Genomic DNA, 14717 nt, shown 5'->3' with positions numbered 1-14717 from the left:
AACAAAAACACAACGGCGGCATTGTGTGCCGCCGGAATTGTCGCTTCTTAAAATATCGGCGGCAGTATAAGCAAATGTACCGCGTTATTCAAGGTTTTGTACCTGCTCGCGCATTTGCTCTATCAGTAGTTTCAATTCCATTGACGCATCGGCCAATTCTTTGAGTGCCGCTTTGGAGCCCAGTGTATTGGCTTCGCGATTAAGTTCCTGCATCATGAAGTCCAGACGCTTGCCGACCTGGCCGCCTTTTTTCAGAATGTGGCGTGTCTCTGTCAGATGTGCGGATAAACGGGCAAGTTCTTCCGCAACATCGACGCGTATGCCGTATACAGCGACTTCCTGACGAATTCTGTCGAACGCTTCTTCGCGGGTAATGGTCTGGGCGGCGTTGTTGCCATTGGCGGGTTGTGCTAATCCCAGCGCCTCTTCGAGCCGTGCAACCGATTTTTGCTGAAATTGCTGCAACATTTGCGGCATCAGCGGCTTGATTCTTTCGACGATTTCTTCCATCGCGGTTACCCGGCTGAGCAGTACCTGCTCCAGTGCTGCGCCTTCACGCTCACGGCTGGTAATGAATGCTTCCAATGTGTCATTAATGCTACGGATAATCGTATTCTGCAGGTTTTCGGCATTGATTTCAGCTTCCTCTATGACTCCGGGCCAGCGTAACAATTCATTCACGGTGAAGGGGGCAGCGTCGGGAAAATGACTCTTCAAATTGTCTTGGAAGCTGACCAGTTGTCCGAGTATGGTTGTATTCAGCGCTTTGTTACTGGTTTCGGTGGTTTTTTTTCCGAAACTGAAACGACATTCAACCTTGCCGCGGGCTAACTTGCGCGAGATCGCATCGCGGAATAATGATTCCACAGAGCGAAAATCATCATTGATGCGGAACTGCAGATCGAGAAAACGGGAATTGACACTTTTGATTTCTATGGTAATCGTGCCAGCGTCTGTTTCCTGGGTGCTGGTCGCATAACCAGTCATGCTGTAAATGCTCAAGTTGTTTCCTTTTAGAGAGTATGCTGATGGGCGCAAAAGGGAGTAAGAAGTTGTTACAAACCATTATAGTCTTTACAAACAGTGCGATTATCAACACAATCGCTTTTGTCTAAAGGATGGAAACAACAATGGCTGCACAAAATAACGCCCCCTTGCCAGATGGTCTGGAAATCGCCGGTTACCGCATTGTAAAGAAAATTGCCTCCGGTGGCTTCAGTATTGTCTATCTGGCTTCGGATGAAGACGGTAATGCAGTTGCTATTAAAGAGTATCTGCCGAGTTCGCTTGCTTTGCGTCAGCAAGGTGAGCTTGTGCCTGCAATTTCAAATGAAAATCTGCCGATCTACCGCATCGGCTTGAAATGTTTTTTTGAAGAGGGCCGGGCGCTTGCTCGTATTTCACATCCGAATGTGGTCAGCGTTGTTAATTTTTTTCGCGCGAACGAAACCGTGTATATGGTGATGGCGTATGAGTCAGGACGATCATTGCAGGAGCATATTTTACGTCGTCGCGATAAAGGTGAAAAACCGCTGGTATCAGAGCGTTTCATCCGCCGTATGTTCAATCAGGTGATGAATGGTTTGCGCGAAGTGCATACCAATAAGTTGCTGCATCTTGACCTGAAACCCGCAAATATTTATCTGCGTCTTGACGGTACACCGATATTGCTGGATTTCGGCGCTGCGCGCCAGACATTGAAAACAGATATCCCGAAATTGTATCCAATGTACACTCCCGGCTTTGCAGCCCCGGAGTTATATCAAAAAAATGGTAGCCTTGGCCCCTGGACTGATATTTACAGCATAGGCGCTTCTATTTTTGCGTGCATGATAGGCGCTCCACCTCAACCTGCAGATCAGCGATTGACCAACGATAAAATGGAGGCGCATTTCCGCAAGCTGGAAGGTATGTATTCTCCTGAGCTGATTGAAGTTGTTCGCTGGTGCCTGAAGCTTGATCCATTGGAGCGACCACAGAGCGTATTTGCATTGCAAAAAGCACTGGCGATAAAAGCACAGCCAGCCCCAGAGCTGAGTTCGTTTGGCAAAATGAAATTGAAAATTACGTCTTTTCTTAAAAAATATAAGAAAAAGAAGCCAGAGAGTGACCATATAACGATACAAGAAAGCACATTGAATTAACGATGTTTGTGCTCGTACTGTCGGGTTACCTTTTTTATTAATTGTTATTTAAAGCATTACTACTGTTCATGCGCTTTTCCGTTTATCAAGAAAGTCACATTGGCGGCCGCAAGGTCAATCAGGATCGCATGGGATATAGCTTTACCCGTGATGCGATTTTGTTGCTATTGGCAGATGGCATGGGCGGTCATATCCTTGGCGAGATGGCGGCAGCCATCGCTATGCAGACGATAGGTTCGCTATTTCAGCAGCAGGCACATCCTTTGGTTGGACGCCCGGAGCGATTTCTGGAGGATAGTTTTTTAGCGGCACATCAGGAAATACATCGTTATCATACGTTGAATAATTTGCCGGAAACCCCGCGCACCACCATCGTTGCTTGTCTGATTCAGAATGGGTACGCTTATTGGGCGCATTGTGGCGATTCCCGTTTGTACTGGATGCGTCAAGGGCAGATACTTTTACGTACGAAAGATCATTCTCGTCTCGAAACCCTGATTGCACAGGGGAAGGTGGACCCATCAGAGCGTCACACACATCCTGATCGCAATAAATTGTTCAACTGTCTGGGTGCGCCGAATGCCCCTATTGTTGAACTCTCACGACGTGCTGCATTGCAGCCGGGCGATATTATTCTGCTTTGCTCAGACGGTTTCTGGTCTATGTTGCCAGATCATATGCTGGCTCAACGTTTGCACGAACACACCATCGTTCGCGCGATTCCAGAACTGATTCGCTCAGCGGTCAGTATTGCTGGCAAACACAGCGATAACACGACGGCGCTGGCAATGATGTGGGAAGGCGATAACAGACTGGAGGATTCCTCCATTATTTCCACCAATACTTTACCTATTGGTTCCATTACGACTACCATACAGGCACCTGTTGACCCGGATGTCGCTTCGGATAGTGCAGAACACGATATTTTCAATGATGCAGAGATCGAAAAAGCGATTGCTGAAATCCGCAATGCGATCCATAAGTCATCCCGTATTACTTCTAAAGATTAATTTATGTCTCATATTCAACGCCCTAGCGGCCGCGCAGCGGACGCTTTGCGGCCTGTCGTTATCAGTCGCCATTTTACGAAACATGCCGAGGGTTCTGTACTTATAGAGTTTGGCGATACCCGCGTGATTTGCACGGCCAGTATTGAAGATAAAGTTCCCGGCTTTCTGAAAGGAAAAGGGCAGGGCTGGCTTACTGCAGAATACGGTATGTTGCCAAGATCCACACATACGCGTATGGACCGCGAAGCGGCCAAGGGGAAACAGTCCGGACGCACTCAGGAAATTCAGCGTCTGATAGGTCGTTCTTTGCGTGCAGCATTTGATTTGAACGCATTTGGCGAACGTACATTGCATCTCGATTGCGACGTGATTCAGGCCGATGGCGGAACACGTACTGCTGCTATTTCTGGCGCAATGGTTGCAGCCTTTGACGCCTTTTCCAAACTGGTTGCAAATGGCGTTATTGCGCAGGTTCCGCTCAAAAATTTTGTCGCTGCAGTTTCTGTCGGTGTTTATCAGGGACTCCCGGTGTTGGACCTTGATTATCCTGAGGACTCCAGTTGTGATACAGATATGAATGTGGTGATGACCGATGCAGGGCATTTCATCGAAGTTCAGGGAACCGCCGAGGGCGTCGCGTTTGATCGTGGCACGATGAATCAATTGCTTGATCTTGCTGAAAGTGGCATTAATGATCTCATCGATTTGCAAAAACAGGTACTCGGTTTGTTGGAAAACTGAGTAGATTGCAATGACAAAGAAAATCGTACTGGCCTCCAATAATCAAGGCAAGCTGAAAGAGTTTTACCAGATACTTTCGCCACTTGGCGTTAAGCTGTATTCGCAGTCAGAGTTTGATGTGCCGGAAGCGGACGAGCCCTTTTTCAGTTTTGTCGAAAATGCGCTAGCCAAAGCCCGGCACGCATCGAAACTGACAGGTTTGCCAGCGCTGGCGGATGATTCAGGCATTTGCGTGAATGCCTTGCAAGGCGCTCCCGGTGTATTTTCTGCCAGATACGCCGGTGAACCGAAATCGGATTCCAGAAATAATCAAAAGCTGATCGCTGATCTGCAAAATAAGGCCGATAAATCAGCATATTATTATTGCGTGCTGGTTCTGGTTCGTTCAGAACACGATCCCCAGCCGGTGATCGCTGATGGCATATGGAATGGTGAAATTGTTGCCAGTGCGCGTGGTGAGAATGGTTTCGGATATGATCCACATTTCTGGATTCCTTCGCTGAACAAAACAGTTGCGGAACTATCAGCAGAGCAAAAAAATCAGTTATCGCACCGAGGACAGGCATTGCGTGCATTGTTTGAGAAATTGAAATAAATGATTCCGATTAAACCGGTATCTCAGTTAACTGGCGTAGTGCGACCAACGACGGATATCTCCCAAATTCCACAAGATGTTGCGACAAAATTTTTGTCTCCGGGCAGTCTGAATCTGTCGGTGTTGCCGCCGCTGTCTTTGTATATTCACTTTCCCTGGTGCGTCAGAAAATGCCCTTACTGTGATTTTAATTCGCATGAAGTAAAGGGAAGTTTTGACGAAGATGCTTATCTGGCGGCGTTGCGCGCAGACCTTGAAGTTTCGCTGCCCCTGATCTGGGGCCGGAAAATTTATACGGTATTTATTGGCGGAGGCACGCCAAGCCTGATGTCGGCTGCAGGTGTTGATCGCTTGTTGTCGGATATCCGTACATTATTACCGATAGATGGTGTCGCAGAAATTACGCTGGAAGCGAATCCCGGAACTTTTGAAACCGAAAAATTTCGCTCGTTCAGACAGAGTGGAATTAATCGCTTATCGGTAGGCATACAAAGTTTCAATTCACAGCACCTTGCTTCTTTGGGGCGTATTCATAACGGTGATGACGCTAAACGTGCAATTGATATTGCCAAAACACATTTTGATAATTTCAATCTCGATCTGATGTTTGCGTTGCCCGGGCAAACGCTGACTGAAACGCAGCAAGACATTGAGATGGCGCTGTCTTTTGCTCCGCCACATTTATCCCTGTATCACCTGACGTTAGAGCCGAATACCTATTTTGCCAAATATCCGCCAGCAATTCCTGATGATGATACAAGCGCAGAAATGCAGGAATTGATACACGCGAAGATGGCAGGCGCGGGCTACGTTAACTACGAAGTGTCGGCGTATGCGCAACCCGGTAAAGCATCCCGGCATAATCAGAATTACTGGAATTTTGGCGATTATCTGGGGATCGGTGCAGGCGCTCATTCCAAACTGTCGTTTCCACATCGCATCGTTCGTCAGGCTCGCTTCAAACAGCCGAAAGTATTTATTGAGGCGAGTATGGCTGGTAATGCAGTTCAGGAGTCGAATGAGATCGATGCACGCGATTTGCCATTTGAATTTATGCTGAATGCCTTACGTTTGAATCAGGGGTTTCCTGTTAATTTATTTCAGGATCGTACTGGTCTGCTGCTGAATTCAATAGAGAAAGAATTGCAACTTGCCGAGAAAAAAGGACTGATACAAAGAGATCATCAGACAATTTCACCGACCCCGACGGGGAGGCTATTTTTGAATGATCTTCAGGAAATTTTCTTGCGTGACGTGTAATTCGATGTACAAATCATTTATCCCTTCTTTTTTGCCAGTCATGAATTCGCAGCAGCAGTTGTCTGCGATTTATCCGGATTTTGGTGCCATGTCGCAGAGCATTGTATTCAGTACGCTGGAGCACTGGCAGAACACAAGTTTTTTCGACAGACTTTCTGATATCAGTTATTTCGTTTCTGTTGAGGATTTGCAAGAAATACCAGCAGATTTGCATACCAGTCTGTCTGGCTCCCGGATCGTGCTCTGCGTGTCTGATGAACAATGTGCTGAAGAGTCGAATCACACCAAGTTGAATGATATCGTCAATAACGGATTCAGAATAGTCACTGATCAGTTAAATGCGCAAACAGAAGTGCGTTGGACGGACGCCCGGCACGTTGCGGTCGACTGTACTAGTGGTGTGCCATTAAGTTGCAGGCCCTGGATCACGCGTCTTAGCAGCGGTCAGCATTGGGCGAAACAACTCTCGTCTTCGATAGAGTTGGAGCAAGCAAAGCAAGCAGGCTTTACTTTGTTTTCAGGAGATTATGCGTTTAATCCTCCAGCAAAAAATAAAGCGGCGGATAGCTCGGCCCGCACGCGTTTGCTGAAATTACTGGGATTGCTTTCCCGTGATGCCGACTCCGATGAACTTGAAAATTTAATAAAACAAGATCCCACCTTGTCTTTCATGCTGTTCAAATTAGTCAGTTCTGCCGCTTTCAGTCAACCTGTGCGCGTTTCATCCTTTGGCCAAGCCATCAGTTTATTAGGTCGCAGGCAATTGCAGCGCTGGTTACAGTTGCTGTTATATGCGCGTCAGCAGGATCAGGGTGGTGCGCTTAACCCCTTGATGGCACGAGCCGCATTTCGCGCCAGTATGATGGAAGCTGTATTTCAGAAGCTTGGTGCAAGTAAAGACGATCTGGATGGTGCATTTATGGTCGGTATGTTTTCCTTGCTGGATAAATTGTTCGGCAGTGCGTTGTCGGAGGTACTTCAGCCTTTGCAATTGCGTGAGGATATTTTGCACGCGTTGTTATACAGATCTGGAAAATTGGGGCAGTGCCTTTGTTTAGTTGAACTCGCGGACCGCACAAACACCATGGCGTTAAACGAACAAACGAGATTGTTGGAATTAGATGCAGACAGCTATTACGATTGTATTTGTGACGCGTACGTGTGGGTCAATCAAGTCTGCCGGGATATGTGATGACGGAAACATCTGTTGATGTACTTAATCTGAGTCTCGGCGTCACTTTGGGTGAGGCGGTTCTTAGTCTGGATGGGCATGATCTGGACAGTGAAATTAACCGGATTGCGCATACCTTATTTTCTGATGGGGCGCTTAGTTACGAACGCGGCACTGTCGCGTCTGGGATGTCCGGGCAAGGATTTTGTGTTTCTGTTTCGCCGGAGACTTATTATCTGCTCGCTGCTAAACAGGGTGTTTATTCCGAGGCAGATCTGGAAAAAGTGAATGCGTTGGCCGTGTTAACTGCCCGCCTGTTTGCTAAGCGTCAGCATCTTTTGCAGCAACAAAATATGAATTTGCAACAACATATGTTGCAGACGCAGATACTGGATCAGATTCATGAATCGGTGATTACGATGGATCTGGCTGGCTTCATACTGAGCTGGAATCGCGGTGCCGAAAAATTATTTGGTTATCGCTCTGACGAAGTGCTCGGGAAGAATATTCTGTTCTTGTACGACAATGAAGAGTCAGATGAAGGAACGCCAGCATTTTTCGATCATTTTCTGGAGCATGGCGGTCGCGAGATGGAGGTGCGCCGCCGAAAAAAGTCAGGAGAGGTGTTCTGGGCCAGCCTGACTTTGTCTACGCTCATCAGTCAGGATAATCAGCCGGTCGGCATTGTCGGATATCTCAGCGATATCACCCAACGCAAAGAGGCAGAACTAAAAATTAATCGCCTTGCTTATTTCGATACCCTGACGCAGCTTCCCAATCGTAGTTTGTTTAAACAACTGGTTGATCAGTCTTTGCAGCAATTGCGACGTAAACAAACAAGTGGTGCGTTGCTCTTTATCGATTTAAACCGCTTTAAGCCTGTGAACGATACTTTCGGGCGCCAGATTGGCGACGCTTTGTTGATGCAGGTTGCCAGACGTTTCCAGCAAACTCTGCGAAACGAAGACATTATTGCCCGTTTGGGTAGCGATGAATTTGCTATCGCTTTAACCGATGTGAATCAGTATTATCACGCCAGTCTTGTCGCGCAAAAAATTCTCTCATCCCTTGATGCTGCATTTGATATCGGCATACATGAGCTACGCGTCAGCGCCAGTATCGGTATCAGTCTGTTTCCAGAAGATGGAATGGACGCGGATAGTTTGTTGCAACGTGCAGATATTGCGATGTTTAAAGCAAAGCGTAATGGTGCTGGCATTTCGGGTAGTTATGCGTTTTACAGTAAGGGTATGGATGCACACATTGCCGGAAAGTTATTCCTTGAGTCTGGCTTACGCAAAGCGCTTCATCAGCAAGAGTTTTTCCTGGTATATCAACCGAAGATCGACGTGCAGACGCGCACCTTGGTTAGCGTTGAGGTTCTGCTGCGTTGGCAACATCCTGAGCGCGGTTTAATCTCTCCAGTGGAATTTATTTCCATTGCTGAAGAGACTGGGCTGATTCTGCAAATTGATGCCTGGGTCTTAAACTCCGCCTGCCAGCAAGCGAAGTCATGGCAGGATGCAGGCCTGACTCCGTTCAGAATCGCAGTCAATCTGTCGGCTAATGAATTCACCAGTGGCTTACCATCGAAAATTGAATCGGTACTGCGGCAATATCAGATTTCACCAGACTGGCTGGAACTTGAAATCACTGAAAGTATGCTGATGCACAACACCGAGAGTGTGATCGCGATTATGGAGCAACTGGTTGCACTCGGCGTTAGTCTGGCACTGGACGATTTTGGCACTGGCTATTCCAGTCTTTCGTATCTGAAGCGCTTTCCAATCTCATCCATCAAAATTGACCGTTCTTTTGTGCAGGGCATCCCTGCTGATGCAAGTGATTGTGCGATTGCGAGTGCAATTATTGTTATGGCGCACCAACTGCAGCTGAAGGTTGTTGCGGAAGGGGTTGAGACAACGGATCAGTATCAATTTTTGAGTGCTGCATCTTGTGATGAAGTGCAAGGCTTCCTGTTTTCAAGGCCGACATCCCCGCAAAAGATCGTGAAACTGATCGGTAAAGTCTTTTAAGGCAAAAAATCGTCGCCGAGGCTTGTTTTGCGTATCGCTATCAGGATATAATGCGAGGCTCGGAAGCTTGGCAGAGCGGTTGAATGCACCAGTCTTGAAAACTGGCGAGGTGTTAAAGCCTTCGTGAGTTCGAATCTCACAGCTTCCGCCAAAAACATGTAAAAAAAGGGGTGAAATCAAGAAAGATTTCACCCCTTTTTTCTTTGTGTAATCAACGCTCTTAGCGTTATGTTTCGCAAACGGACGTAAAGCTATGTAAAAGGTAGGAAGTAGGTGGAATGTAGGTAACTTAAAAAAGTTACCTACTTTTGCCATGGCACTCACGACAAAGCAGATTGACGCTGCAAAATCCAAGGACAAGCCCTATAAAATCCGCGACATCGAGGGGCTATATCTCTATATCTCTGTCGCTGGATCAAAATCATGGAAGTGCGATTGTGATGTTGGTGGCCGGCGCACGACGATCACGTATGGAAAATATCCCGATCTTTCTCTTGCTGATGTCCTCCTGAAAAATTTTGAGCGTAAAAAAGCCCCGGTTGAGCGCGTAAAGATGGCGCAGACATTTCGCGAGGTTGCGCTGGAGTGGCTTGAAAAGAAAGTCCCTTCGCTCTCCAATCCAAAACGTCAGCATCAGACCATCACATCGCTTGAGCAATTTATTTCTAAAGTTGGTGATCTGGCGATCGATAAAATGCCGCTGGCCGTGCGAATGATGTACTCGATCACGTACTCGCCACAACACCGAAAGTAAAAAATCGGTGCTCATTGAGCAGCCTTTCCATCGCCTTCACACCTCAACTAACGACTCCTGTGTCCGTAGCTTTACTGTTTCTCGCACTAGTGGCTGGAGATTTATTGATAGCCAATAGGTCGAATAAGTAGAAAGGTTTACTATCTACACGGCGACATTCTACCGTGGGCTATCTCAGCCTGGTTCAGTTTGAAAATCTAAAGTGCGCCTGGCGGAAGTATCTGTGACGTCGGGAAAGGCCAGTTTCAGCATCAACGCAGCTGGGCTGTATGTTATTTATCGTGATTTTATGCAGACCTTGTTAAAGTGCGCAGCGCGAAGTTGCCGCTGCGCCTTATTTTGCACTAACACCTTTAAACAGTAGACGACTCAATCGAGATAGACACGTTCTGGTACGTTGGGCAAGGTGAGAGCGAGGTCGGCAATTTGGTCCTTGCGCAGAAAGACGACTCCAGGATGGCTCTTGGCGTAGGTGATGAAGTCGTCCAGAGCTTTGACGCGGCTTGGCGTGCCGGCGATGCGGTCGTGGGTGGATATCGACATCATCCGACGCCGTGTGGCAGATTCTGAGTAGAGCTGGTCGAATTCATCACGGAGTTCTTGCCCGAATGCAGCAGCGGTGAGCGGACCTTCAGCGCCGAAGCGAGCAATATCGTTCATGCGCAGTGTGTAGGGTACGATGGCGAAGGGTAGACCATTGATCTGGGTGCGCATAGGTTCGTCTCGTGACAGATCATCGATGTGATAGCGAAAGCCGAGTGAGGCAAGGATGCTCAGCGTGTTTTGGGTGCCGCGTAGCCAAAACGCATTGAAGCCAGTAGGACGTGTGCCAGTGGCGGCTTCAATGGCAGCAATATTGGCTTCGTAGGAAGCACGTTCGGTCGCTTGGTCCATTGTCCAATGTGGAGTCCAGGTTTGCCCGTGTGCGGCCGCTTCGTGGCCGCGGGCGACGATTTCGTGCCCTAGTTCAGGATGTTTTCGCACCGCTTCACCCACCATGTGCGAGGTGACTTTAATGTTGTGTTTGTCCCATAAGTTGAGCAGGCGCGGGATACCTTCATAGATGCCGTAGTCGAACCATGTCCGTGCGGGTAGATCGGGCAGGCTTTGCTCCATGACTGGGAACGGTGAGCCATTGTTGTGTTCGCTTTGGGCGCCTGCTTCTAACTGCATGGAGACGGAAATTACTAGCCGGATGTTATCGGGCCAAAAGGCGTGTGGAGTTGGCATGTATATTTCCTTATCCGGCGATCAATGCGCCGCTGTCGAGATCGATTACCGTGCCGGTGAGGGCACGGGCTTGCATGGCGAAGAGGTAGGCCGCGGCTGTGTCTTCGGGACTGGCAACAAAGCCAACTGGTAGAGTGCTACTGAGCTTGTCAAATACGGCGGCACGGGAATTCTCGTCCAGATGGGTCCAGCTGGGAGTATCGACGGGCCCCGGGCTGACGGCGTAAAAGCGTAATGGAGCGAGTTCCTTTGCCAATTGCCGGACGGCTGCTTCGAGTGCAGCGTTAATGAGCGTTTTGGCGAGGGCATTGATCGTAGGCTTGCGAGCCAACATGCCAGAGGTCAAGCCGATGGAACCACCGTCACGGATGCGCGGTGCTGCGTACTTGGTCGCGAGCAGGCTACCGTAGAGCTTGCTGTCCACCGCATCATGTAGGGCTGAGAAATTTTGTGTGACGAGTGGCGAGGCTCCGATGGGGGCGGCAGCGGTGACGACGAGGTGATCAAACGTACCAATATGCTCGAAGAAGTCAGCGACTTGTTTTTCGTCGCGTATGTCGAGCACTTCGGTAATGATTCCAGGGATATCCTGGGCGGCTGCGGTTAGCTTGTGGGCGTCCCGCCCAGCGATGTGGACTTTCCCGCCTTGCGCGGCAGCGCCACGGGCAACGGCCAGGCCGATACCCGAACTGCCGCCGATGACGACAATTCGTTTGTCTTTGAGTGACATGATAGTTCCTAGGTTTTAGTTGTTGGAATTAGTGACCGACAATGCCCAACTGTTGCAACAACGTCAGGTTGTCTTCCAGGTGCCAGTTCTCGGCGATACGCCCATCGGCAATCCGATAAATATCGGTTGCGATGAAATCTACTTTTTGGCCCTTACCCTGTACGCCGTTGAAGTGCCCGGTGAAGTGCCCGGTGAAATGCAGACGGCCCACCACGCGGTCTCCGACAAGGAGCATTTCATCGACCGAAGTAACGAGATCGGGTACGGCAGCACGAAAATTGCGGGACGCAAATAAGGGGCCTTCAATTCCTTGTGGGCGGCCGGGCGGCAAAGTACGGTCGATAAAGTTGCTGTCAAGCGCAGCTTTGGCGAAACTGGCATCGCCCGTGTTCCAAAAGGCATAGTAGCGACGGGCGGCGAGGCTCATAGATTCCTGCTGCGAGGGTGCAATGCCCTTATCGACGATAACGGAGGGTGCGTTAGGCAGAGCGGAACTGTCGGCCGCACTGGCGGCGTTGCCCATAAGTGTGATCATGACGGCAACGACTAGTTGGTGAAGTTGAAAAGTGCTCATGGATATGTCCTTTAACGATTATTCGTCAGCCACTTGCTGGCGTATCGCTATTTTTATCTTTATTAAATTGGAATAAAATGGATGAAAATGCATAAGCATCTGTTCCATTTTAGAAAAGATTGAGAGGCTTCCATGGTAGAGTTAGCCGATATGCGCCTGTTTGTGAGCACGGTGGCCTGCGGTAGTTTGTCTGCGGCGGGGCGTGATCTTGGTTTTTCTCCGGCAGTGGGTAGTAAGCGACTAACACGTCTGGAGGCGGATTTGGGCGTTCGACTGTTGCAGCGCAGCTCTCGTCGTTTGGCGCTGACGGAGGAGGGGGTAATCTACTACGAACGCTGTCAGGCGATTTTGGCCGATGTAGCTGATGCGGAGGCCGCCGTGGGCAGTGTCCGGCAAGAGGCGCAGGGCGTGTTGCGGGTATCTTCCCCAGTGGCGTTGGGTCGTCGTTGGATCGGACCGGCCTTAGCTGAGCTGGCGGTGATGGCACCAAGGTTGTCTGTTCAACTGACGCTGACAGATCAACTTGTCGATTTGATAGAGGGCGGTCTGGATTGCGTTGTGCGTATTGGCGGTGCACCTGATTCGCGGCTGATTGCGCGGTATCTCACGGATAATCGCCGTATCATCTGTGCCGCACCAACCTATTTGAACCAACGTGGCATACCCCAGACGCCAGCAGAGCTGGTTGCGCATGATTGCATTGTGATGAGTCGCAACAGTGCATCCCATGCAGACTGGCGTTTGGAGCAGCGCGATACGGGGCTGCAGACGACCATAAGGGTCAAGGGGCGATTTGCGACGGATAATGGCGAACTTGCCCACGACTGGGCGCTTGCAGGCATGGGCTTGGTGCGCAGGTCTTTCCTCGACGTTTCGGACGAGTTAGCCAGTGGCCGTTTAGTGGAAGTGCTGCCACAGTGGACTGGTGAGTGCGCCCCTGTGCAAGTGTTGTACGCATCGCGCAGACATTTGCCGGCGAGGGTGCGACTGTTTATCGATCACTTGGCGGCGATGTTTGCGCGTGCCGCAATGTAGTATGCCAAGGAACACTGACGAAGAAAGCGAAGCACGGTGCAAAATTCGCTTCGCTTCTGCCCATAAAAATACCGAAGCCGCCGGAAGGCTTTTGAAACATGCTTTACAGGCCGAAATGAATGAGCGTATGGGTGTCGGCTATGGTGCAAACCCTCATAATTCACTTCTTGCAAGCCTGATTCGCCTTAAATCTGCAAGGTTATCCTTTACCCTCATCGACTGCTTCGTAAAGTAGTCCCTTACAGGGTAAGGACATTGTGCCGATCCGCTCAAATATAGACCAATCGTTCTTAAAATGAATGCTGATGCCTCTGCTTCAAATTTTTTGCGCGCTGCTCGTCGCTCTGACATGGGGCGAGTGCAAAAGGGGCACTGAAGTCAGCTCTCCAGTGCCATCTAAGTGTCAGTTTACTGACTAATTTTTCTGACCAACATTACTGACTGATGAAATCCAACAAGTCCTGATTCAAGCGGTCTTTGTGCGTGTCAGTGATACCGTGAGGCGCACCTGGATACTCGATGATTTTCGCACCTTTGACTAATTTGACGGTCGCTCGCCCTGAGGTTTGAATCGGAACGATTTGGTCATCGTCACCATGAATGACCAGGGTAGGCACGTCGATGCGTTTCAAGTCTTCTACAAAATTGGTCTCGGAGAACGCCTTGATCGAGTCAAAAGTCCCTTTGTGCGAGGCCGTCATGCCTTGCAGCCAGAACGCGTCGATCAAACCGGCGGAAGCGCTTGCGCCGGGGCGGTTGAAGCCGAAAAACGGACCACTGGCAATGTCTTTGTAGAGTTGCGAGCGGTTTGTGGTTGATCCTTTGCGCAGGCCATCAAACACTTCCAGCGGAACTCCATTCGGGTTCGCCTCGGTTTTCAGCATCAACGGAGTCACTGCGCTCACCAGAACAATTTTGCTGACGCGCTTGCTGCCGTGGCGGCCGACATAGCGTGCCACCTCGCCCCCACCAGTTGAGAAACCCACCAGTGTCACGTCTTTCACATTTAACGTCTCTAGTACGACGCCCAAGTCATCCGCATACTGGTTCATATTGTTGCCATTCCATGATTGTCCAGAGCGACCGTGGCCGCGGCGGTCATGCGCAATCACCCGGTAGCCTTTCTCTGCCAGGAACAGCATTTGGGCTTCCCAGCTATCGGAGTTCAGCGGCCATCCATGGCTGAAGACAACGACTTTGCCCTCCTTCGGGCCCCAGTCTTTGTAATACAGCGGCGTGCCGTCTTTGGCTGCGATGAACATGGAAGACGGCTGGCTCACACTTGGCGCAGCAATGGCGGTGTGAGGTGCGGATATTGCAGTCAGGCTGGCAGCTGCGATGCTTGAAGCGAGGAAGATGTTTTTGAAGACTTTCATGATGTTCACTTTCGAATCTGTAAGTTTGTTTGCCAATCGGCAGAACAGAGTTTGCCCGTCT

At 49.5% G+C, this 14717-nt stretch carries 14 protein-coding genes and 1 tRNA gene; 10 read left to right on the top strand and 5 right to left on the bottom strand.

Annotation, left to right across the window (positions count from 1 at the left end):
• Positions 1-84: 84 nt before the first annotated feature.
• Positions 85-987, bottom strand: coding sequence for a YicC/YloC family endoribonuclease (locus H8K38_RS03855; protein ID WP_186883771.1), 903 nt, complete (start codon positions 985-987; stop codon positions 85-87).
• 143 nt (positions 988-1130) lie between these two features.
• On the opposite strand from H8K38_RS03855, the gene H8K38_RS03850 reads away from it, so the two are divergent.
• The 9 genes from H8K38_RS03850 to H8K38_RS03810 all read left to right on the top strand — a co-directional run bounded on the left by H8K38_RS03850 (position 1131) and on the right by H8K38_RS03810 (position 9711).
• Positions 1131-2144 (top strand): serine/threonine-protein kinase, encoded by a 1014-nt coding sequence (locus H8K38_RS03850; protein ID WP_186883491.1) that lies wholly within the window; start codon positions 1131-1133, stop codon positions 2142-2144.
• 68 nt (positions 2145-2212) lie between these two features.
• Positions 2213-3154: a PP2C family serine/threonine-protein phosphatase gene (locus tag H8K38_RS03845; RefSeq protein WP_186883490.1), complete on the top strand. Its 942-nt coding sequence runs from the start codon at positions 2213-2215 to the stop codon at positions 3152-3154.
• 3 nt (positions 3155-3157) lie between these two features.
• Positions 3158-3895: a ribonuclease PH gene (gene rph, locus H8K38_RS03840; protein WP_186883489.1), complete on the top strand. Its 738-nt coding sequence runs from the start codon at positions 3158-3160 to the stop codon at positions 3893-3895.
• A gap of 10 nt (positions 3896-3905) precedes the next feature.
• Positions 3906-4490, top strand: coding sequence for an RdgB/HAM1 family non-canonical purine NTP pyrophosphatase (gene rdgB / locus H8K38_RS03835; RefSeq protein WP_186883488.1), 585 nt, complete (start codon positions 3906-3908; stop codon positions 4488-4490).
• Complete coding sequence (gene hemW / locus H8K38_RS03830; protein WP_186883487.1) at positions 4491-5750, top strand: radical SAM family heme chaperone HemW; 1260 nt, start codon at positions 4491-4493, stop codon at positions 5748-5750.
• 40 nt (positions 5751-5790) lie between these two features.
• Positions 5791-6942 carry an HDOD domain-containing protein gene (locus H8K38_RS03825; RefSeq protein ID WP_222610744.1) on the top strand — a complete coding sequence of 384 codons (1152 nt, stop codon included), beginning with the start codon at positions 5791-5793 and terminating at the stop codon, positions 6940-6942.
• The gene (locus tag H8K38_RS03820) at positions 6942-8957 is read left to right on the top strand and encodes a bifunctional diguanylate cyclase/phosphodiesterase (RefSeq protein ID WP_186883485.1); all 2016 of its coding nucleotides are present in this window, start codon (positions 6942-6944) and stop codon (positions 8955-8957) included. The genes H8K38_RS03825 and H8K38_RS03820 overlap by 1 nt, the downstream gene beginning before the upstream one ends.
• 61 nt (positions 8958-9018) lie before the next feature.
• Positions 9019-9108: transfer RNA gene (locus H8K38_RS03815), tRNA-Ser, on the top strand.
• 162 nt (positions 9109-9270) lie between these two features.
• Positions 9271-9711, top strand: coding sequence for an Arm DNA-binding domain-containing protein (locus H8K38_RS03810; RefSeq protein WP_186883484.1), 441 nt, complete (start codon positions 9271-9273; stop codon positions 9709-9711).
• A 369-nt stretch (positions 9712-10080) separates the two neighbouring features.
• Here the strand turns inward: H8K38_RS03810 and H8K38_RS03805 are convergent, their stop codons facing one another.
• The 3 genes from H8K38_RS03805 to H8K38_RS03795 are packed head-to-tail and all read right to left on the bottom strand — an operon-like array spanning position 10081 to position 12245.
• Positions 10081-10941, bottom strand: a complete 861-nt coding sequence (locus H8K38_RS03805; RefSeq protein ID WP_186883483.1) for a polysaccharide deacetylase family protein — start codon at positions 10939-10941, stop codon at positions 10081-10083.
• 10 nt (positions 10942-10951) lie between these two features.
• The gene (locus H8K38_RS03800; protein ID WP_186883482.1) at positions 10952-11671 is read right to left on the bottom strand and encodes an SDR family oxidoreductase; all 720 of its coding nucleotides are present in this window, start codon (positions 11669-11671) and stop codon (positions 10952-10954) included.
• Positions 11672-11699: 28 nt separating this feature from the next.
• Positions 11700-12245 (bottom strand): ester cyclase, encoded by a 546-nt coding sequence (locus tag H8K38_RS03795; protein WP_186883481.1) that lies wholly within the window; start codon positions 12243-12245, stop codon positions 11700-11702.
• Between the two features lie 132 nt (positions 12246-12377).
• Between H8K38_RS03795 and H8K38_RS03790 the strand changes: the two genes are divergently transcribed.
• Entirely contained in the window at positions 12378-13280 is a 903-nt protein-coding gene (locus H8K38_RS03790; RefSeq protein ID WP_186883480.1) for a LysR family transcriptional regulator, read from the top strand.
• A 434-nt stretch (positions 13281-13714) separates the two neighbouring features.
• Here the strand turns inward: H8K38_RS03790 and H8K38_RS03785 are convergent, their stop codons facing one another.
• Entirely contained in the window at positions 13715-14656 is a 942-nt protein-coding gene (locus H8K38_RS03785; protein ID WP_186883479.1) for an alpha/beta fold hydrolase, read from the bottom strand.
• Between the last annotated feature and the right edge of the window lie 61 nt (positions 14657-14717).

Origin of the sequence: Undibacterium sp. FT79W (assembly GCF_014284215.1) — a bacterium.
Lineage (GTDB): Bacteria > Pseudomonadota > Gammaproteobacteria > Burkholderiales > Burkholderiaceae_D > Undibacterium > Undibacterium aquatile.
Note: the sequence above shows the minus strand (reverse complement) of the source record. Positions and strands in the feature narration are given on the sequence as shown.

Bases quoted from the DNA above. Each gene is read 5' to 3' on its own strand.
- H8K38_RS03805 (WP_186883483.1), bottom strand. From the start codon at position 10,941: ATGCCAACTCCACACGCCTTTTGGCCCGATAACATCCGGCTAGTAATT.
- H8K38_RS03820 (WP_186883485.1), top strand. From the start codon at position 6,942: ATGACGGAAACATCTGTTGATGTACTTAATCTGAGTCTCGGCGTCACT.
- H8K38_RS03845 (WP_186883490.1), top strand. From the start codon at position 2,213: ATGCGCTTTTCCGTTTATCAAGAAAGTCACATTGGCGGCCGCAAGGTC.
- H8K38_RS03855 (WP_186883771.1), bottom strand. From the start codon at position 987: ATGACTGGTTATGCGACCAGCACCCAGGAAACAGACGCTGGCACGATT.
- H8K38_RS03800 (WP_186883482.1), bottom strand. From the start codon at position 11,671: ATGTCACTCAAAGACAAACGAATTGTCGTCATCGGCGGCAGTTCGGGT.
- H8K38_RS03795 (WP_186883481.1), bottom strand. From the start codon at position 12,245: ATGAGCACTTTTCAACTTCACCAACTAGTCGTTGCCGTCATGATCACA.
- rdgB (WP_186883488.1), top strand. From the start codon at position 3,906: ATGACAAAGAAAATCGTACTGGCCTCCAATAATCAAGGCAAGCTGAAA.
- H8K38_RS03785 (WP_186883479.1), bottom strand. From the start codon at position 14,656: ATGAAAGTCTTCAAAAACATCTTCCTCGCTTCAAGCATCGCAGCTGCC.
- H8K38_RS03790 (WP_186883480.1), top strand. From the start codon at position 12,378: ATGGTAGAGTTAGCCGATATGCGCCTGTTTGTGAGCACGGTGGCCTGC.
- H8K38_RS03825 (WP_222610744.1), top strand. From the start codon at position 5,791: ATGAATTCGCAGCAGCAGTTGTCTGCGATTTATCCGGATTTTGGTGCC.
- H8K38_RS03850 (WP_186883491.1), top strand. From the start codon at position 1,131: ATGGCTGCACAAAATAACGCCCCCTTGCCAGATGGTCTGGAAATCGCC.
- H8K38_RS03810 (WP_186883484.1), top strand. From the start codon at position 9,271: ATGGCACTCACGACAAAGCAGATTGACGCTGCAAAATCCAAGGACAAG.
- hemW (WP_186883487.1), top strand. From the start codon at position 4,491: ATGATTCCGATTAAACCGGTATCTCAGTTAACTGGCGTAGTGCGACCA.
- rph (WP_186883489.1), top strand. From the start codon at position 3,158: ATGTCTCATATTCAACGCCCTAGCGGCCGCGCAGCGGACGCTTTGCGG.